Origin of the sequence: Amycolatopsis sp. NPDC059657 (assembly GCF_042734395.1) — a bacterium.
GTDB lineage: Bacteria > Actinomycetota > Actinomycetes > Mycobacteriales > Pseudonocardiaceae > Amycolatopsis.
Genome location: NZ_JBHWEB010000004.1, coordinates 1 through 18,014, shown reverse-complemented (window position 1 = coordinate 18,014; position 18,014 = coordinate 1). Strand labels below are relative to the sequence as shown.

Sequence of the window (18,014 nt, the reverse complement as noted above, 5' to 3'; positions counted from 1 at the left end):
GAGCACAGCACCCCTGCAGCACCCCTATGTTCAGAGTGAGCCGGGTCTCAGCGCCCGCTTCTCCTGAACTCACTTGGGCGGTCAGCCGAAGAAGGCTTCCAGTGTGGTTTCGAGGGTCTCGATCAGGCTCGCGTTGCCGGTCCCGCCCCAAAGTCCCAGCTCGGCGACGCCGTAAAGCGCCGACCACAGCGCGGAGGTGAGCGCCTTGACGTCGGTGTCGACGCGCCAGCCCTCATGTTGGGCGGCGGCCACAAGCTCGCTGAAGCTGTCGAACGTCTCGGTCGTCAACCTGGCGAGTACGGGGTCTTCGTGGTCGAGCAGGTCGTGCCGGAACATCAGCGCGAACATCGACGGGGCGTCGCGCGAGAACTCGACGTAACCGCGGCACGCCGCCAGCAGCCGCTCGCGCGGCGGTCCGGGCAGAAGGTCGTCGAACCGGTGGCGCAGCGCCTCGAACCCGTTCGACGCGACCGCCGAGAGCAGTTGCGCGCGCCCGGCGAAATGCCGCAGGGGCGCGCCGTGGGAGACGCCGGTGGCCTTGGCGATGCCGCGCAGGGTGACCGCGTCGACCCCTTCCTCCGTGAGGAGGGTCGTCGCGCTCGAGATCAGGCGTTCCCGGGTGTCCATACCGAGGTGCCTTCTGTGACTTCCATGGGGAGCAGTTGCGGGCGCTTCGGGAGGAAGCCGTCGCCGGGTGAGCGGCCGATCATGCGGTTGCGGGTCCGGGTGATCGCGACGGGCAGCACCTGGTGGCGAAACCAGTGGACGTCCTCGCGCCAGGTCGGGCGCGATGGCGTGCCGGGCAGTGGTTCGAGCCAGGACTGTTCATAGGGAAGGCCGAGCTTCGCCAGCAGATGCGCGGCGAGCCGCAGGTGGCCGAGTTCGGACAGGTGCAGCCGGTCCGGCCCGAAGTAGCGTGAGTCGCTCACGGCTTCGTCTGGCCACAGGTCGACGAGCCGCGCGCCGTAGCTGACCGCGGCTTCGCGGATGGCGTCGTTCAGCGCTTCGATGCGCGGACGCATGCGGCGGCCGAACGGCATGCGCCCGGCGATGTCGCTCAAGGTGAACACCACGACATCGGGCGCGATCGACGTCGCCTGGCTGATGGCCGTGTCGACGCGGCGCGCGACGGTCCTGGCGTCCCAGCCGGACGACATGACATCGTTGCCGCCGCCGAACAGGGCGATCAGGTCCGGCTTCAATTCGGCCGCGGTCGGCATCTGCTCGGCGGTGATCTGGTCGAGCCGCCTGCCGCGGACGCCCAGGTTGGCGTACCGGAAATCCGGCTCGAGCAACGACATCCTGCCTGCCGCGAAGTCCGCCCAGCCGCGGAAGAGCCCGTTCTCGGGATGGAGGTCGTCGAGTCCTTCGGTACAGCTGTCGCCGAGCGCGACGAACCTGCGGTAGCCCATTGCCGTTCTCTTTTCGTTCACCTGGGGGACACTGTTTATCAAACTTGGTAGACAGTGTCTACTCAGCTTGGCAAGATATATCGGCTTCCGATATATTGGCCGTCATGGCGGCACGCACGATGACCGAACAGGCGTTCTTCATCCTCACCGCGCTCATCGGCGAGCCCCGGCACGGCTATGGGATCGTCGGCGAGGTCGAGGAGCTTTCCGAGGGACGCGTCCGGCTCAAGGTGGGGACCTTGTACGGCGCGCTCGACCGGCTGACCGGGGAGGGGCAGGTCGAGCTCGACCGCGAGGAGGTCGAACAGGGACGGCTGCGCCGGTACTACCGGATCACCGATTCCGGACGGCAGGCCGTCGCGGCCGAAGCGGCCAGGCAGTCCGCGAACGCGCGTGCGGCGGAACTCCGGCTCGGCGCGTGGCGTACTCAGGGGGGAACGGCATGAAGACGCTGGAAGACCGGTATCGGTATCTGCTGCGGATGCTGCCGTTGTGGTACTGGGAGAAATGGGCCGAGGACATGGTCGCGACCTATCTCGCGACCGAGTTGTCCGGCCAGGAGGATCCGGAATTCGTCGAGGAACACGGCCGTCCGAGCTTCGGCGAGGCCGTCAGCGTCGCCGCGCTCTCGCTCCGGCTGCGGCTCGGCGGTGGTTCCGCGCCCGCGCGGTCGGTCGCTTGGGGCGCGGCTGTGCGAACGGTCGTGCTGTTAGGTCTGCTCGTCAACGCCGCGGGCACAGTGACGAACTGGACCGCGGCGCCGTGGCTCGGCGCTTTCTTCGCGGTGCTGTTCGGGCAGGTCTGGATCGGGTGCGGGCTCGCCGTCGCCGGCTTCGGGTACTCGATCTACGAGGCGGTCGTGGCCACCGGGCAGTTCTTCGCGGGCGAGCCCGCGTTCCTGTTCGGCGGCTGGAGCCAGGTGCTGATCAACGCGGGCCTGGTGCTCGGGCTGGCCGCGTTCCATCGCGAAGTCCCGCCGGCACCGCAACGCCCGTGGCTGGTGGCGCTGATCGCCGGGGTCGCGCTCGAACTGCTGCCGGCGCTCGGCTGGATCCGGCTCGAAGCCGGTGTCTGGGACGCGGTCACGATCTACGCCCTCGTCTGGTTCTGCGCGACCATCGGGCATCTGGCCGTACCGGCGGCGCGACAGCTGTCCACCACGCTCGCGCTGGTCGTCGTCGGCTGGACCATCGTGGTGCTCCGGGCGCTTTCGCTGGCCGACGTGCTCGCGTTCTTCGGTCCGAACTCGGGCTATCTGCTGGTCGGGGCCGCCGAGCTGGCGATCGCGCTGGCGACGTTGCTGCCGCTGCTCGTGCTGGGCAGCCGCGAACGCGAGGTCACCGCGGACGCGCTCGATGCGTGAGGACGACCGCGCGCCGCGGATCGCCACTGAAGCCTAAAAGTAAACGAACGGTCGTGCTATCTTCGAGGACATGCGGGTGAATGGTGTCTTCGTGGGCAAGCCCAGCGTGCTGGGGACGGTGCGGGACGAGCAGGTGTACAGCGCGATCGTCAAGGCAAGGGTCGACGCCGAGCGCGTCAAACTCGGCGAGATCAATCTCGAGGGCGACGACCAGGCCGATCGCCGCGTGCACGGCGGGCCGGACATGGCGGTCTACGTCTACCCGGCCGAGCATTACGAGCACTGGTCCGACGACGGTCTCGCCGCGGTGCCCGGCGACCTCGGCGAGAACGTCTCGGTCACCGGGATCGACGAGCGCACCGTGCGCGTCGGCGACGTCTGGGCCTGGGGCGACGCGCTCGTCCAGGTGACCAAGCCGCGCTCGCCGTGTTTCAAGCTCGCCATGAAGACCGGGCGCAAGCAGATCATCGCGGAGATGATCCGCAACGGCCGCAGCGGCTGGTACCTGCGCGTGCTGCGGCCTGGCGAGGTCCCGACCGACGGTGAGCTCACGCTGGTCGAGACCGATCCGATCGAGCCGACGATCGCCGAACTCAACGAGGCGCGCTATGCCCGTTGACGGCCGCATCGCGCGAGGCGACGCCACGCGCGCGGCCGTTCTGGAGCGCGCGGTCGACATCGCGTCGGTCGAAGGGCTGGACGGGTTGTCGCTCGGCAGGCTCGCGACCGAACTCGACCTCAGCAAGAGCGGGGTCTTCGCGCTCTTCGGCTCGAAAGAGGAACTGCAGCTCGCCGCGATCACCGCGGCGAGCGCGATCTTCGCGGAGCACGTCATCACGCCCGCCATGACCGCGCCGCCGGGGCTGCCCCGGCTCGACGCGTTGTGCACGAACTGGCTGGCCTACTCGGAGGAACGGGTCTTCCCCGGCGGCTGCTTCTTCTTCAACACCGCCGCCGAGTACGACGCGCGGCCCGGCCGGGTGCACGACGCGGTGGCGAAGGCGGGCCGCGGCTTCGCGGGCCTCATCACCGAATTGGTCCAGGAAGCGAAAAAGCTGGGCCACCTCGGGTCGGGGGTCGAGGTGGCCCAGCTGTCCTTCGAACTTCACGCACTCGGCCGGGCGGCCAACGCCGATTCCGTCATGAACGGGGGAACTGAGGCGTACGAGCTGGCCCGCGACTGCATGTCGAGCAGATTGCGGGCGGCGGCGATGAGCGCACCGCCCGCAACCTAGTCCTTGTTTCGAGCCGGTCCTTATTTCCAGTCCACCTGCGGGGAACGGTAGAAGTCGATCCCCTGCACGCCCCAGCGCGGAGCCTGCTTCGCCAGCCGGAGCCGGTAGGTGTCCCAGTTGTGCGTCGCCTTGGGCGACCAGCCGATCTCCGCGTGACCGGGCAGCCTCGGGAACGCCATGTACTCGAGGTCGTCGTTGGTCACCAGCGTCTCGGTCCAGATCGGCGCCTCGACGCCGGCGACCTGGCTTTCCGTGACACCCTTCAGATACGTGGCCGGGTCCCAGTCGTAGGCGTCCTTCACCTCGACGAGACCGGCCCAGTCCTGGCCCAGCGGGCTGGAGTCGGTGTACTTCATGTCCAGGTATGCCTTGTTCGCAGGCGAGAACAGGATCTTGTTCCCGCGTGCCGCCGCGGCCGCCACCTCGGGCTTGTCGCCGACGGTGTCCCAGAACTGCGGAATGGCCGTGGCGCTCGGCTTGGCCTTGGCGATCTCGTCCCAGCCGCTGATGTACTTGCCGTACTTGGCCGCGATCGGCTGCACCTTGTTCTCGAAGGTCAGGTAGTCCTCCGGCTTGGTGGCATGAGCCTCGTCGCCGCCGATGTGGATGTACTTGCCCGGCGTGATCGCCGAAATCTCGCGGAAGACGTCGTCGATGAACTTGTAGGTCAGCGGGTCGCCGATGCACAGCGAGCTGTACCCGACCTCGGTGTCCGTGCGCACCGGCACGGCTTTCTTGTCGCAGTTCAGCTCGGCGTAGGAGGACTGCGCCGCGTTGGTGTGACCCGGCATGTCGATCTCCGGGATCACCGTGATGTGCCGCGAGGCCGCGTACTTCACCAGGTCCTTGTACTGCTCCTGGGTGTAGAACCCGCCCTTGCCGCCGCCGACCGCGGTCTGGCCGCCGAAGCTCGTCAGCCGAGGCCAGCTCTTGATCTCGATACGCCAGCCCTGGTCGTCGGACAGGTGCAGGTGCAGCGTGTTGATCTTGTGCTGGGCGATCTGGTCGATGTAGGTCTTGACCTGGTCCGGGTTGAAGAAGTGCCGGGCCACGTCGAGCATCGCGCCGCGGTAGCCGAACCGCGGGTAGTCGAGGACGGTGCCGCCCGCGACGGTCCACAGCCGGTGCTGGACCGTCTTCGCGTCGATCGCGGACGGGAGCAGCTGCCGCAGTGACTGCACGCCGAGGAACAAGCCGTCGGCCGTGTTCGCCTTGAGGGTTACACCATTCTTGGCAACCTTGAGGGTGTAGCCCTCCTTGCCGACGCGGGCGTCGGCGTGGCCGAGTTCGAGCGAGATCGCGGGCAGCCCGAAGCTGTGCGAGAGCACGGGCAGCGGGTAACCGGTGGCGGGCTTCAGCTGGCCACGCAGGTAATCAGCGACCTGCTTCGCGCCGTCGCCCGCCTTGATCACCGTCGCCGGCGACAGCCAGAAGTTGGCCTTGACGTCGGCTTTCGCTTCCACGGGCGCCGGGATGATGTCGGTGACGGCGCGTTCCGAGCTTGCGGTCTGAGCGGTCGTGCCGGCTGCCGCCGACGTCGCCACCACGGGCAGGCCGAGAGTCGCGAGACTCAAAATGGCCGAACCCAGCAGGGCTCTGGACACGCGCTTCCTCACGGAACACCTCCGGTAGGGATTCAAGATGTCACCAGAGGTATAGACCAATGTGGCGCGGAGCACAACGGCCGATCGGTGGGTGGTACGTACCAGACAACCCCTACTTACCGCGGAGCACGACCTTGAGCGCCTCCAGTACCGAGGCGTCTTCGATGGTCGACGGGACCGCTTCGTCGCGTCCGTCCGCGATGCCACGCATGGTTTTTCGTAAGATCTTGCCGGACCGGGTCTTCGGCAACGCCTCCACAATGGACACGTCCTTGAACGCGGCGACCGGGCCGATATCGCGCCGGACCAGTGCGACCAGTTCGGCCTTCAGGTCGGCTTCGGCGAACTCCACGCCGGACTTGAGCACCACGAGCCCACGCGGTAATTGCCCCTTGAGCTGGTCCTTGACGCCGATCACCGCGCACTCGGCGACAGCGGGATGCGAAGCGAGCACGGCCTCCATCGAGCCGGTCGAGAGCCGGTGTCCCGCCACGTTGATCACGTCGTCGGTCCGGCCCATGACGAACAGGTAGCCGTCCTCGTCGAGGTAGCCGGAGTCGCCGGTCAGGTAATAACCGTCATAGCGGGACAGGTAGGCCTCTTTGTACCGTTCGTCGTCGCCCCAGAGCGTCGGCAGCGATCCGGGCGGCAGCGGAAGTTTGATGGCGATCGCGCCCTCACGGCCCGCCGGCACGGTTTCGCCTGCCTGGTCGAGGATCCGGACGTCCCAGCCCGGCACCGGTTTGGTCGCCGATCCCGGCTTGACCGGCATCGGTTCCAGCCCGCGCGGGTTCGCCGCGATCGGCCAGCCCGTCTCGGTCTGCCACCAGTGGTCGATCACCGGCGTGCCCAGATGCTCGCTCGCCCAGTGATAGGTCTCCGGATCGAGCCGCTCACCGGCCATGAACAGCGTCTGGAACCGCGAAAGGTCGTAGTTCGCCAGTTCCTTGGCCTCGGGGTCGACCTTCTTGATCGCCCGCAGCGCGGTCGGCGCGGTGAACAGCGCCTTGACCCCGTGCTCGGCGATGACCCGCCAGAACGCGCCCGCGTCCGGGGTCCCGACCGGCTTGCCCTCGTAGATCACGGACGTCGCGCCCACCAGCAGTGGCGCGTAGACGATGTACGAATGCCCGACGACCCAGCCGACGTCGGACGCCGTCCACCAGACGTCACCTGGCTGGATGTCGTAGATCGCGGCCATCGACCAGGCGAGCGCGACCGCGTGCCCGCCGGTGTCGCGGACGACGCCTTTCGGCTTACCCGTGGTGCCCGAGGTGTAGAGGATGTAGAGCGGGTCGGTCGCGGCGACCGGCACCGGCTGCGCGGGCGGCGCGTGCTCGATGAGCTCGTTCCAGTCGACGTCCCGCTCGCCGAGTTCGGCCTTGTGCCGGTCACGCTGCAGGATGACCACCCGGTCCGGCTGGTGCTCGCTCATCGCCAGCGCCTCGTCGATGATCGGCTTGTATTCGACGGTCCGCGTCGGCTCGATCCCGCAGGACGCGGCCACGATCACCCTCGGCTTGGCGTCGTCGACGCGCGCGGCCAGCTCCTTGGGCGCGAAGCCGCCGAAGACGACCGAGTGCACCGCGCCGAGACGCGCGCAGGCGAGCATCGCGATCACGGCCTCGGGCACCATCGGCATGTAGATGATCACCCGCTCGCCCTTGTCGACGTGCAGCGAGGCGAGCGCGCCCGCGAACCGGGTGACCTCGTAGAGCAGCTCGGCGTAGGTGAACCGGCGGGTCTGGCCGGTGACCGGGGAGTCCCAGATCAGGGCGGTCCGCTCGCCGCGCCCGGCCTGGACGTGCCGGTCCAGCGCGTTGACCGAGGTGTTCAGCTCCCCATCGGGGAACCAGCGGTAGAGAGGCGCGCCGCTGTCATCGAGCGCGCGGGTCGGCTTGCGTGACCACTCGATCGCTTCGGCGGCTTCCAGCCAGAAACCCTCCGGGTCTTCCAGGCTCCGTCGGTGCGCTTCGGCGTAGTCGCCCATGATCGGTTTCCTCCCTGAAGGGCACGACCCTCGTTACCCGAAGACCTTGCTCACGTGCTCGGAGATCTTCGCGATCAGCTCGGTGAACTGCGCGGTGCCACTGAGCAGGCTCTTGACCTTTTCCCAGCGGGAGACCACCACGGCGGGGATGACCTCGTCGGGGTTGCGCGCGTCGGTGGTGAGGTCGGCGAGGTTGTCCTCGATGACCTCCTGCTTGGCGACCCCGGCCTTGCCGACCTCGACGCGCAGCAGCGTCAGCAGCGCGATCAGCTCGCCGGTGACCTGGTCGGACGGGCCGTGGTGGATGGTGCCGCCGGAGATCGAGCCGGAGTTGGTGCCGCCGGTGACGATCGGCCCGTTGTTCGTGCCGGTGATCTCGACCTTGTCCATGCCGGCCTCCTCAGTTCGCGGACGACTGCAGCGTGCCGCCGGAGATCGTCCCCTGGTTGGTCCCGCCCATCACGATAGGCGCGTTGTTGGTCCCGGTGATGACCACATTGTTGGTGGTGATCTCGGTGGCGCGCTGTTCGAACGTCGACGGCGAGTACCCGCAGTCCCGCAGGATCCGGCTGATCGCCGGGATCAGCCTGCTCTCCATGATCTTGTCGTAGCGCTCGACGTCGACGAGCTGGAAGTAGTCGCGCACGCCGTCCGCGGCGCCGAGTTCGCGCAGCGTGCGCGCCGAGCCGTAGCGGTCGGGATTGCGGGTGGTGTGGTCGTGCGGCAGCGGCCGGATGATCTTCAGTGTGTGCCAGGCCCGGCCCAGCCCGGTGACTGGCAGCTTCAGCCAGCGCAGGATGCCCTGGCCGACCGGCCGCAGGTAGCCGGCGACCATTTTGTCGACGACCCGGTATTCGTCGCGGATCGGCGGCAGCACGCACGGCGTCCACTCGAGGTACAGCGTGCTCGCGTCGACCGCGGCGTGCAGATAGGCCGACATCAGCAGGTCGCGGTCCCAGGTCTCGACCTGGAAGCAGAGGTAGTGGCGCGCCCATTCGCGGGGCTGGGCGCGGACCGCCTCGGCCTCGTGCGACGGCAGGAAATGCGCGGGCGGGCCCTCCGGGTGCGGCAGGTAGGGCACCGCGACGGGCTCGTGCGCGTGGTCGATCAGCTCGTCGGCGGGCGCGTAGACCGCGTGCTCGATCTTCAGCTGCCGCAGCCGCCGGTCGGGCGAGAGTGACTCGCTGGCCTGCAGTTCCTCCATCGCGGCGGTGACCCGCTGGTAGAGCGCGACCGTGGTCAGCTCGTCGAACGGTGAGCCGTCCGGCTTGGCCTTCGCGGCCAGCTTCTCCAGCGGCAACGCCATCGACCACGGCTTGCGCGCGAACCCGGCGCCGACGAACGGGTTGTACCCGCGGTAGACGATCAGCGAGACCGCCCCGTCCGCTCCCGGCGTCCGTCCCAGCCGGTGCCGTTCCAGTTCCCGCCGGAACCGCGGCGGGCTCGCGCTCAGCGACGGCCGCTCGTCCACGGCCTGCGGACGGAACATCCGCGTCCGTGCCGCGCGGCCGAACCGGGTGGTCAGCAGATGCCAGACGACGACCCGGTCCGCGACGAGGATCAGCAGCATCAGCCCGGCCACGATCTGTGCGACCAGCTCCGAAGCGTCGCTCGACAGCGGGTTCGCGGTGGAGACGTCGTAGTACGTGCTCCTGGACGACCTCGGCAGCAGATCGAGCAGATCACCGGACACGAGCAGCACGATCATCAGCACCAGCGCGAACAACACGATGAGCTTGCCGACGCCGCTCAGCAGCGCGCCCGGCCCGCCGGAGCGCATCTTCGACCAGATCGGCCGGACACCGAGCAGCACCGCGGCACCGACCCAGAAGAAGAACAGGCCGGAGCCGAAGGCCGTCACCAGGAACATCAGCGCCAGCACGGCGAGCGTGCCGTCGCGGAACTTGCGGCGGGAACGGGCGGCGACGGCCTCGGTGAGCACCGTCGGCGCGTCGAAACCGGGCGAGGGCGGCACCTGGCGTGCCGGTTCGACCAGGAATTCGCGGATCGCGGCGTCCGCGTAGGCGGAGTCGAGATGCGAGGCGGCCGCGAGATAGCGCGTGCTGTCGTCGATCGGTCCGGTCATGGTTTCGCGTTGTCCGTCATCGTGGTGAGGATCGAGTCCATTTCCTGCCATTCACTCGCGAGCGACGAGGCGTAGACGAAGTACTCGATCCCGGACTTGCGCCAGTAGACCGAGCGGACGTGGCGCAGCCCTTCCGGAGCCGTCCATTCGAAGTCCCAGGTGATGGCCTCGTTCCCGTGCAGCGTCATCTCGCGCAGCTGGGAACGGGAGAACCCGGCGAGTCGTTTCGACGTCGCTTTTTCGTAGTCCACATGGGACTTGAGCATTTCGCCGCTCGCCGAGGCGCCGCCGTAGCGGACGAACCGGGTCGGCTTCGCGGGGTCGGTCGCCTGGGTGGCGCCCGGCGAGTCGCGTACCTGGCTGGTGGTCCAGCCCGCCGGGATCGCCGTGTGGAACCCGGCAGGTCCCGCGACAGGCTGGAAGTTGTCGGGCAAGGTGGAAGGCGTCGGGGACGTCGAACTCGAGGTCGGCGGGAACGACGTGACACCGGTCGGGACACTGCTCGCCGTGGTCAGCGGACCGGCGGGAGGCGGTTGCGCCGCGGGCGTGTCATCGCCGCCGGTGGTGACCAGGAGAACCGTGCCGACGAGTGCGCACGCGGTCAGGTTCGCGGCGGCGACGATGAGCGCGAGACGGGGACTGCTCGCTGGCATCGCGTGACCCTCCCCAGGCACGATGAGGTATTCAAGTGGGCACAGACAGTAGCATGGTTCGCCGGAGCGGATGACCACTTTCGGGAGGATGGGCGATGAGCGACCCGATGGGCGAGGCGCGGGCGCTGGAGGCCGAGCTGGCGGCGAACCCCGGCGACGCCGACGTCCGGGCCAAGGTCGTGACCAGGTTGGGCGAGCTGACGGCGGAAGTGCGCAGCGTCACACGCGACCAGGTATTGGTGATGACCAGCGCCAGGCAACGCGATTTCTGCGCCTACGCGGCCGAGCGGATGATCACGCTGGGTGGCGGTGACGAAACCGTACTGGCCAACGCGCGCGCGTTGGCTGAAGAGATCAAAGCGGGCGAGGACTGGATCTGGCGCAGCCGGAATCTGGCCGCCACGCTCGGCGGCGCCGCCGTCGCGGCCGGTCTCGCGGCGGTCGTGCTCGCGGCGCTGGCAGGCAGCATCCCGCTGGTCGCGGTGGCCGCGGTGCTGAGCAGCGCGGCGCTCGCCGCGATCGTGCTCCAGTACCGGCGGCAGCGCTGGCGGCTCGACGCCGAACGCGTGAGCCAGGTCGTCTGGCGGCACGGTATCTAGCCCGGCAACCGCGACCGCCGCTCGTGCGTCCTAAGCTGAGTTGGGGGAAAACGGCACATCGACGCGAGGGAGTGGGGAGTGGGCGGTCTCGCAAGCTCGCTGCTGTCCTTGGCGCACACGCTTTTCGGGCCTGGCATCTGTCCTGGCGACTGGGTGTGGGCGACGAGCACCGCTGGGGCATTGATCGCGTTGTTCCCGGTGCTGGCATCGGTCGTGATCGCGATCATCCGCAAGGGCACCGGCAACCGTTACGACATGACCACGCTGTCGATCTTCGGCGGCATCGGCCTGGTCGCGGCGCTCGTGTTCCCGTGGCTGCTCAGCCTCGGTGTGTCCGAGACCTACCGTGCGGCGTTCTCCGGTGGCGCGTCGGGACTTTCGGGTGCCGAAATGTCCACACTGGACAACAACTTCTGCTCGTGGGTCGGGGTGCAGAAGAAGTACCTCGGTGGCGGGCAGAACGTCTATGAGACGCTGTTCTACCCGACTGGTCAGGGCCTGTCGTACGGCCTCTACCTGGTGCTGCTGCTCGGCCTCCCCGCCGCGTCGCTGCTGTTCGTGATCCTGCAGGCACGCACCGCGTTCCGCCGCGGCCCGAAATGGCCGTCGCGATTCATCTGGATCCCGTTCCTGGCGATGTTCCTGCTCAGCGCGGGCGTCGAGGCGAACACGGCCGTGCACCTGTGGCTCGGCTTCCTGCCGTTCAGCGTGCTGGGCATCATCCCGGTCGCACTGGTCGGCCCGCCGCCGTGGGCGGTGATCAACCGCCCGGAGCGGCCACGTCCCGAGCCGGAGCCGTACCGTCCGCCGCCTTCACAGGTCGCGCAGACCCCGCCGCCCCTTCCGCCGCCGCCGTTGAAGAACTACAACCCGACTTCGCTCGCGCCCGCGGTCGAACCGGCGCCGTTGCTGGCGGCGGCACCGGGCCCGATCCCGGCCCCGCCCGGTTCGCGCAACGCGGGCGGCGGCCGATACCGGCGGATCAAGCAGCTCGGCGCCGGTGGTTTCGGCACCGTGTGGCAGGCGCACGACACCCAGCTCAACCGCACGGTCGCGCTGAAGATCGCGCACGCGCCTGACCGTGACACCGAGGAACGCATGCAGCGGGAGGCCCGCGCGCTCGCCGCCGTCAGCCACCCGAACTGCGTGCGCGTCTACGACCTGGTCGAAGAGAACGACGGCCTCGCGCTGGTGATGGAGTACCTCGAAGGCCGCCCGCTGGCCGCGATCGTCGACGGCCACGGGCCGCTCGACGACATCGCCGCGGGGCGCCTCTGGGCGACCATGGCGGGCGCGCTCGCCGCGGCGCACGCGAAGGGCGTGCTGCACCGCGACATCAAGCCGTCGAACATCATCCTCGACCCCGGCGGGCTGGCGCACCTGATCGACTTCGGCATCGCGCGCAGCAAGGGCGACTCGAAGCTGACCGCCACCGGCATGATGATCGGCACCCCCGACTTCGTCGCGCCCGAAACCGCGATGGGCGCACAGGCCAGCCCGGCCTCGGACGCCTGGCAGCTCGCGGCGACGGTCAGCTACGCGCTTTCGGGCCAGCCGCCGCGCGGCACCCGCGAGACGCCGATGGCCGCGTTGATGGCCGCCGCCCGTTCGGAGCCGATGTCGTGCCTGCCCGCGCGCAGCGCGCACTCGCGCATCCTCATCGCGTCGCTGGACGCCGACCCGCGCCGCCGCCCGACACTGACCGCCGTCCGGCGCGAGGTCGAAGGCTGGCTCTCGCGTGTCGGCAAGTCCGCCGACGGGCCGGTCACCCAGTTCGTGCCTCGCCAGACCCGCTAAGCCGCCTGGCCGCTGCCCGGGCAGATCCGCGTGAACGCCACTTCCGCAACGCTCAACGTTGTGAAAGTGGCGTTCACGTCGTCCGGATCTACGAAATCCCGCTGATCAGGCTGGCGACCGAGACGGCCATGGTGACCCTGACCGACTCGCACGCCTTGTCCTTGGCGTCCTTCGCGACCGGGATGAACTCGGTGGTCAGCACCTGCTTGCTCTGCAGTTCGACGCTCAACGTGCAGCTCGTCGCCGTCTGCTCGGTCCGTGACGGGAGCACGCCGAACTTCCCAGGCGTCACACGCGCCCCAGGCTTCTCGGGCACCCCGGCCAGCCCGACGCCCGCCGTCGTGTAGGACCCGACGGCGTTGGCGTACTTGCTCTCGTAACTGCAGCTCGGGCCGAGCGGGGTGGTGCCCTCCTTGCCCCCGCCGCGCGGGACGGAGATGCCCGCGTAATTGACGTGGGTGAACTTCACGATCTCGCAGATGCCGCCCGGCATCTTGGCGAGCGCGTCGGCGGGCGGCTCCTGCACGACGCCTTCCCACGGCTTGCCGCCTGCCAGTGGCACGAACTTCTTCGCGATGACCTCGGCGACCTTCTTGGCGATCTCGCAGTGCTCTGCGCGGTCGCCGACCTCGTCGCCTGCGATGTCATAGCCGTCGACGGCCAGTGCTCCGTAGGCGCGGACGTCGAGCAGCACCGAGCAGAACGTGACCGGTGGCGGGTCGAAGGTGTAGACGCGGCCCTTCAACCCGGCGATCTGCACCGGCTCGACCGAGGAGGTCTTCTGCGTGATGCGGTTGTACGGCCCGAAGACGTGGACCTGCGCGCCCTTGTTGTTCGGCAGCACGAACTGGCAGCCGCTGAGCACGGCCTCCGAGCTGACCGTGCCGAGCGGTTTCATCTCCTCGGTGACGAGCGGCAGCCAGTCGCAGGCCGCCTTGCCGGTTTCCGAGCGCAGCGGGAGCGGCTGGTCGAGCGGATCGGTGCTGAAGCCCGATCCGTCGGCGGGCGCTTTGTAAGCCGGTGTGTCCGCTTGCGGGGCGTTGCCCTGCGGGAACGCGGAACCGGTGATGGTCGTGGAACAGCCGGTCAGCAGGAGGAGACCGGTGAAGACAGCTGGCCAACGTGACATTTCAACCCCCAGTAGGTTGGGGAGAAGTCTAGGCCAAACGGGTTAACGCCACGACGGAAGCCACATTTCGGCCTGCCATTGGCCGCTGGTGATCGAGTCGCCGTTGAGGATCGGCCAGAGCCACGCGAAGTTCGCGACGACGAGCCCGACGTACAGCGCGACCACGAGCAATCCGGTCCCGCGGCGTTCGAAGCCACGCTGCGCGCTGCCCAGTATCTGCCCGAGGATCAGCGTGAGCCCGAGGATGAGGAAGGGCGCCATCGGGGTGGCGTAGAAGAAGTACATCTGGCGGTCGAGGTTGATGAACCACGGCAGCAGGCCTGCGAGGTAGGCGACGAGCACGGCCGCGTAGCGCCAGTCCGAGCGGAACACCGAGCGCCAGATGCTCCAGCCGACCATCGGCAGCGCGAGCCACCACATCGCGGGCGTGCCGATCAGCATGGTCGCGCGCACGCAGTTCGCCTCGCCGCAGCCGGTGGCCGCCGCGCCGGACTCGTAGTAATAGAGCATCGGCCGCAGGCCCATCGGCCACGTCCACGGCTTCGACTCCCACGGGTGCGGGTTGTCCTTCGGCGTGTTCAGGTTCGCGTGGAAATGCAGCACGTTCGCCGTGTAATCACCGAGCGAGCGCAACGCGTCCGGCACGAACCCCCAGAAGCCGGGGTCGATGTTCTTCATCTCGACGTAGTTGCGGTCGGTCGCGGTCTCGCTGGCGAACCAGGCCCAATAGCTGCCGAGGTACATCAGGAACGGGATCACGAGTATCGCGAACAGCGCGGGCGCCACGTCGCGCACGATCGTGCCGAGCCACGGGTGCTCGACGCCCGCCGCGCGCCGGGCGGCGACGTCGAAGAACACGCAGAGCAGGCCGAACGCGACGATGTAGTAGAGGCCGGACCATTTGACGCAGAACGAGAGGCCGATCATCAGGCCCGCGGCGAAGCGCCACCAGCGGAACCCGAGCCGGGGCCCGAACTTCGACTCGTCGGCCCAGCCTTCCGCCACCGCGACGGCGAGGCGTTCGCGGACCTGGTCGCGATCGCGCAGCAGGCAGCCGAACGCGGCCAGCACGAACAACGCGATGAAGATGTCGAGCATCCCCATCCTGGCCTGCAGATGCAGCACCCCGTCACAGATGACCAGGACACCGGCGATCGCGCCGAGCAGGGTCGACCGGGTCAGGCGCCGCGCGATCCGCACGGTGAGGAACACGATCAGCACGCCGGCGAGCGCGGCGGAGAGGCGCCAGCCCCAGCCGTTGTAGCCGACCAGCCACTCGCCGAGCGCGATCAGCTGCTTGGCCAGCGGCGGGTGGACGACGAGTTCGTAGCCGTAGTTGTCCTCGTAACCGCCGTTGCGCAGTACCTGCCAGGCCTGCGGGACGTAGTGCTTTTCGTCGAAGACCGGGGTGCCCTTGTCGGTGGGGAAGCCCAGGTCCTGCAGGCGCACGATGGCGCCGATGAGCGTGACGACCACGGTGACGACCCAGCCGCGCAGCCGGTCGGCGGGCATCGGCCGCCCCAGCAGTGTGGCCTCGCGATCCGACGGCGGCCTCAGGTCCTCGACGGCGTTTTCGTCGTCAGGGCGCGTCAGCAAGGCGGTCACGGGTCACGATCCTACGGGCGGCGAAGTGAATTCGACATGCCGCTGTAGCTTGAGCGTATGACCGGTCGGCTAGTACTGGCGGCGACCCCGCTGGGTGACTCCCGCGACGCGTCACCCCGGCTCGTCGAGGCACTCGGCACCGCCGGCGTGATCGCGGCCGAAGACACCAGGCGCCTGCGCGCGCTCGCGTCGGCCTTGGATGTGACGCCGACCGGCCGGATCGTCAGCTTCTACGAGGACGTCGAAACGGCGCGGCTGCCCAAGCTGCTCGAGTCGCTGCGGGACGGCGAGACCGTGCTGCTGGTGACCGACGCCGGGATGCCGAGCGTCTCGGATCCCGGGTTCCGGCTGGTCGCGGCCTGCGTCGAGGCGGAACTGCCCGTCACCTGCCTGCCGGGTCCGTCGGCGGTGACGACGGCGCTCGCGTTGTCGGGGCTGCCGTGCGACCGCTTCTGCTTCGACGGCTTCGCGCCACGCAAGCCGGGCGAGCGGGCCAAGTGGCTGGGCGAGCTCAAGCAGGAGCCGCGCACGGTCGTCTTCTTCGAGTCGCCGCACCGGATCGCCTCGACGCTGGAGGACGCCGCGTCGGTGCTGGGCGGATCCCGGCGCGCCGCGGTCTGCCGCGAGCTGACGAAGACGTACGAGGAGATCAAGCGCGGAACGCTCGCGGAGCTGGCGGAGTGGGCGGCGGACGGCGTCCGCGGTGAGATCACTGTGGTGCTCGGGCCGGGTGAGCCGCGTGAGGTTTCTGTGGCGGACCTGGTGAGCGAGGTCGCCGAGCGCGTCGCCGACGGTGAGCGGCTCAAGATCGCCGCCGCCGAGGTCGCGGCGGCCGCCGGAGTTTCGAAGAAGGAGCTGTACGACGCGGTCCTCGCGTCACGCCGTTAGCGGAGCAACGCCTCGATCGCCGCTTGTGCCTTGTCGGCGTCGGGCTCCTCGCCGGTGATGATGTCGGTGTAGATGAACGACTCGCCGATGCGGACGATCAGGTAGGCCAGGTCGGGCACCGGCAGTGGCGGGTTCAGCCCGCCTTCGCGGACCTCCGCTTCGAGCAGCTCTTCGAGCTTCGCGATGATCCGGCTCTGCACCACGCTCGCCTTGGTGGTGAGGATGCGCAGCGCGCGCTCGGGCTCGCGGCGCACGAACTCGCGGAAGGCCTCGGCCTCGTTCACCGTGCGGACGAACGCGCCGATGGCGACGGCCAGGCGCTTGGCGCCGGTGCCGGGCGCGGTCTTCGAGCGGGCCTCGAAGACGTCCTCGGTGATCGACCAGAGGATCTCGCCGAGCAGCTGGTCGCGGTTGCCGACCCAGCGGAACAGCGTCGCGCGGCTGATCTCCAGCTCGGTCGACAATTCCCGCAGGTCGACGCGGCGACCCTCGAGGAACCACGAACGCGCGATGGCGAACGCGTACAGGGCGTCCGGGCGTTCGGGACGCTCGGCGCGGAGCAGGCGGCTCAGTTCGGTTTCGATCAACGAAACATATCACTCTCTGTCTCAAGGATGAGACATATGCAAAAATGTTTCATCCAGATGACGGAAGGTGGCTCATGCGTGCAGTACAGGTGACCGAGTTCGGCGGACCCGAGGTCCTCAACCCCGTCGAACTGCCGGATCCGGTGCCCGGGCCCGGCGAGGTCTTGATCGACGTCGACCGTATCGGGGTCAACTACGCCGACACGCACCAGGCCGAGAACTCCTACCTCGCGCCCAGCAAGCTGCCGCTCGTTCCCGGCGGCGAGGTCACCGGCCGGACCCCGGACGGCAAGCGCGTCGTCGCGCTGCTGAACGGCGCCGGCTACGCCGAGCGTGCCGTCGCCAACGCGGGCGGGCTGTTCGAGATCCCGGAGGGCGTGGACGACCTGACGGCGTTGTCGTTCATCGTCCAGGGCGCGACCGCCTGGCTGCTGCTGCGCAAGAGCGCGCACCTCGAGGCAGGCGAGTCCGTCGTGGTGCACGCGGCCGCCGGTGGTGTCGGCAGCATCGCCGTCCAGCTCGCGAAGGTGTGGGGCGCGGGCCGCGTCATCGCCACCGCTTCGAGCGAGGAGAAGCGCAAGCTCGCGCTGGAGCTGGGCGCGGACGTCGCGATCGACTCGCGCTCCGAGGACATGACCGCGGCGCTGCGCGAGGCCAACGGCGGCAAGCGCGTCGACATCGTGCTCGACATGACCGGTGGCAAGACCACCGACCAGAGCATCGCGGCGCTGGCGCCGTTCGGCAGGCTCGCGTTCTACGGCATGGCCAGCCGTGAACTGCCCAAGGAGATCGACCTGCGCAACCTGCTCGGCCACAGCTCCACGGTCGCGGGCATGTGGCTCCCGCACGCGCTTTCGCTGCCGGGCAACGTTTACGGCCGCGCGATGACCGAGCTGTTCGAGCTGGCTGTCGCGGGCAAGATCCGCGCGGTGGCGGGCGGCGAGTACGGGCTCTCCGAGGCGCGTAAGGCGCACGAGGCGCTGCGGTCGCGTGGGACCGTCGGCAAACTGCTGCTCGATCCGGCCAGGTAGGAAGGACTCGTGAGCGTTGCGGGCGGTTCTAACCG

Annotated in this window: 18 protein-coding genes; 8 read left to right on the top strand and 10 right to left on the bottom strand. The window is 68.9% G+C overall.

The features are described from left to right. Positions 1-81: 81 nt before the first annotated feature. Together ACFV15_RS03140 and ACFV15_RS03135 are read right to left on the bottom strand one after the other, a co-directional pair. Complete coding sequence (locus ACFV15_RS03140) at positions 82-627, bottom strand: TetR/AcrR family transcriptional regulator (RefSeq protein ID WP_378348469.1); 546 nt, start codon at positions 625-627, stop codon at positions 82-84. Then, a complete protein-coding gene (locus tag ACFV15_RS03135) occupies positions 606-1,412 on the bottom strand; it encodes an SGNH/GDSL hydrolase family protein (protein ID WP_378348633.1) in 807 nt (268 codons plus the stop codon). The genes ACFV15_RS03140 and ACFV15_RS03135 overlap by 22 nt, the downstream gene beginning before the upstream one ends. A 104-nt stretch (positions 1,413-1,516) precedes the next feature. Here ACFV15_RS03135 and ACFV15_RS03130 point away from each other — a divergent pair, with 104 nt between their 5' ends. From ACFV15_RS03130 to ACFV15_RS03115, 4 genes are all read left to right on the top strand, one after another. After that, on the top strand, positions 1,517-1,858 hold the full coding sequence (locus tag ACFV15_RS03130) for a PadR family transcriptional regulator (RefSeq protein WP_378348468.1): 342 nt from the start codon (positions 1,517-1,519) through the stop codon (positions 1,856-1,858). Further along, positions 1,855-2,775, top strand: a complete 921-nt coding sequence (locus ACFV15_RS03125; RefSeq protein WP_378348467.1) for a hypothetical protein — start codon at positions 1,855-1,857, stop codon at positions 2,773-2,775. The genes ACFV15_RS03130 and ACFV15_RS03125 overlap by 4 nt, the downstream gene beginning before the upstream one ends. 70 nt (positions 2,776-2,845) lie before the next feature. After that, positions 2,846-3,394 (top strand): MOSC domain-containing protein, encoded by a 549-nt coding sequence (locus ACFV15_RS03120; protein ID WP_378348466.1) that lies wholly within the window; start codon positions 2,846-2,848, stop codon positions 3,392-3,394. Further along, positions 3,384-4,010 (top strand): TetR/AcrR family transcriptional regulator, encoded by a 627-nt coding sequence (locus ACFV15_RS03115; protein WP_378348465.1) that lies wholly within the window; start codon positions 3,384-3,386, stop codon positions 4,008-4,010. Before ACFV15_RS03120 ends, ACFV15_RS03115 begins: the two co-directional genes overlap by 11 nt. Positions 4,011-4,030: 20 nt before the next feature. Here the strand turns inward: ACFV15_RS03115 and ACFV15_RS03110 are convergent, their stop codons facing one another. From ACFV15_RS03110 to ACFV15_RS03090, 5 genes are all read right to left on the bottom strand, one after another. Then, positions 4,031-5,626 carry a beta-N-acetylhexosaminidase gene (locus tag ACFV15_RS03110; protein ID WP_378348464.1) on the bottom strand — a complete coding sequence of 532 codons (1,596 nt, stop codon included), beginning with the start codon at positions 5,624-5,626 and terminating at the stop codon, positions 4,031-4,033. A gap of 100 nt (positions 5,627-5,726) precedes the next feature. Beyond that, the gene (locus ACFV15_RS03105; protein WP_378348463.1) at positions 5,727-7,604 is read right to left on the bottom strand and encodes a propionyl-CoA synthetase; all 1,878 of its coding nucleotides are present in this window, start codon (positions 7,602-7,604) and stop codon (positions 5,727-5,729) included. Between the two features lie 33 nt (positions 7,605-7,637). After that, on the bottom strand, positions 7,638-7,994 hold the full coding sequence (locus tag ACFV15_RS03100) for a hypothetical protein (protein WP_378348462.1): 357 nt from the start codon (positions 7,992-7,994) through the stop codon (positions 7,638-7,640). 10 nt (positions 7,995-8,004) lie between these two features. Further along, entirely contained in the window at positions 8,005-9,690 is a 1,686-nt protein-coding gene (locus ACFV15_RS03095; RefSeq protein WP_378348461.1) for a hypothetical protein, read from the bottom strand. Next, positions 9,687-10,343, bottom strand: a complete 657-nt coding sequence (locus ACFV15_RS03090; RefSeq protein WP_378348460.1) for a hypothetical protein — start codon at positions 10,341-10,343, stop codon at positions 9,687-9,689. The genes ACFV15_RS03095 and ACFV15_RS03090 overlap by 4 nt, the downstream gene beginning before the upstream one ends. Positions 10,344-10,438: 95 nt before the next feature. Between ACFV15_RS03090 and ACFV15_RS03085 the strand changes: the two genes are divergently transcribed. Beyond that, a complete protein-coding gene (locus tag ACFV15_RS03085) occupies positions 10,439-10,942 on the top strand; it encodes a hypothetical protein (RefSeq protein WP_378348459.1) in 504 nt (167 codons plus the stop codon). 78 nt (positions 10,943-11,020) lie between these two features. Continuing rightward, positions 11,021-12,739, top strand: a complete 1,719-nt coding sequence (locus tag ACFV15_RS03080; RefSeq protein WP_378348458.1) for a serine/threonine-protein kinase — start codon at positions 11,021-11,023, stop codon at positions 12,737-12,739. Between the two features lie 88 nt (positions 12,740-12,827). Here ACFV15_RS03080 and ACFV15_RS03075 read toward each other — a convergent pair whose 3' ends face one another. Then, a complete protein-coding gene (locus ACFV15_RS03075; RefSeq protein ID WP_378348457.1) occupies positions 12,828-13,868 on the bottom strand; it encodes a DUF3558 family protein in 1,041 nt (346 codons plus the stop codon). Between the two features lie 42 nt (positions 13,869-13,910). After that, entirely contained in the window at positions 13,911-15,473 is a 1,563-nt protein-coding gene (locus tag ACFV15_RS03070) for a dolichyl-phosphate-mannose--protein mannosyltransferase (RefSeq protein ID WP_378348456.1), read from the bottom strand. Positions 15,474-15,530: 57 nt separating this feature from the next. Between ACFV15_RS03070 and rsmI the strand changes: the two genes are divergently transcribed. Beyond that, complete coding sequence (rsmI, locus tag ACFV15_RS03065) at positions 15,531-16,361, top strand: 16S rRNA (cytidine(1402)-2'-O)-methyltransferase (protein ID WP_378348455.1); 831 nt, start codon at positions 15,531-15,533, stop codon at positions 16,359-16,361. On the opposite strand, the gene ACFV15_RS03060 is transcribed toward rsmI, so the two are convergent. After that, positions 16,358-16,945 (bottom strand): QsdR family transcriptional regulator, encoded by a 588-nt coding sequence (locus ACFV15_RS03060; protein ID WP_378348632.1) that lies wholly within the window; start codon positions 16,943-16,945, stop codon positions 16,358-16,360. The genes rsmI and ACFV15_RS03060 overlap by 4 nt on opposite strands. A gap of 77 nt (positions 16,946-17,022) precedes the next feature. On the opposite strand from ACFV15_RS03060, the gene ACFV15_RS03055 reads away from it, so the two are divergent. Further along, positions 17,023-17,979, top strand: a complete 957-nt coding sequence (locus ACFV15_RS03055; RefSeq protein WP_378348454.1) for a zinc-binding alcohol dehydrogenase family protein — start codon at positions 17,023-17,025, stop codon at positions 17,977-17,979. Positions 17,980-18,014 lie beyond the last annotated feature (35 nt).

Coding starts and splice junctions, on each gene's coding strand:
- ACFV15_RS03140 (WP_378348469.1), bottom strand. CDS start 627: ATGGACACCCGGGAACGCCTGATCTCGAGCGCGACGACCCTCCTCACG.
- ACFV15_RS03135 (WP_378348633.1), bottom strand. CDS start 1,412: ATGGGCTACCGCAGGTTCGTCGCGCTCGGCGACAGCTGTACCGAAGGA.
- ACFV15_RS03130 (WP_378348468.1), top strand. CDS start 1,517: ATGGCGGCACGCACGATGACCGAACAGGCGTTCTTCATCCTCACCGCG.
- ACFV15_RS03095 (WP_378348461.1), bottom strand. CDS start 9,690: ATGACCGGACCGATCGACGACAGCACGCGCTATCTCGCGGCCGCCTCG.
- ACFV15_RS03085 (WP_378348459.1), top strand. CDS start 10,439: ATGAGCGACCCGATGGGCGAGGCGCGGGCGCTGGAGGCCGAGCTGGCG.
- ACFV15_RS03125 (WP_378348467.1), top strand. CDS start 1,855: ATGAAGACGCTGGAAGACCGGTATCGGTATCTGCTGCGGATGCTGCCG.
- ACFV15_RS03075 (WP_378348457.1), bottom strand. CDS start 13,868: ATGTCACGTTGGCCAGCTGTCTTCACCGGTCTCCTCCTGCTGACCGGC.
- ACFV15_RS03055 (WP_378348454.1), top strand. CDS start 17,023: ATGCGTGCAGTACAGGTGACCGAGTTCGGCGGACCCGAGGTCCTCAAC.
- ACFV15_RS03100 (WP_378348462.1), bottom strand. CDS start 7,994: ATGGACAAGGTCGAGATCACCGGCACGAACAACGGGCCGATCGTCACC.
- ACFV15_RS03120 (WP_378348466.1), top strand. CDS start 2,846: ATGCGGGTGAATGGTGTCTTCGTGGGCAAGCCCAGCGTGCTGGGGACG.
- ACFV15_RS03115 (WP_378348465.1), top strand. CDS start 3,384: ATGCCCGTTGACGGCCGCATCGCGCGAGGCGACGCCACGCGCGCGGCC.
- rsmI (WP_378348455.1), top strand. CDS start 15,531: ATGACCGGTCGGCTAGTACTGGCGGCGACCCCGCTGGGTGACTCCCGC.
- ACFV15_RS03105 (WP_378348463.1), bottom strand. CDS start 7,604: ATGGGCGACTACGCCGAAGCGCACCGACGGAGCCTGGAAGACCCGGAG.
- ACFV15_RS03090 (WP_378348460.1), bottom strand. CDS start 10,343: ATGCCAGCGAGCAGTCCCCGTCTCGCGCTCATCGTCGCCGCCGCGAAC.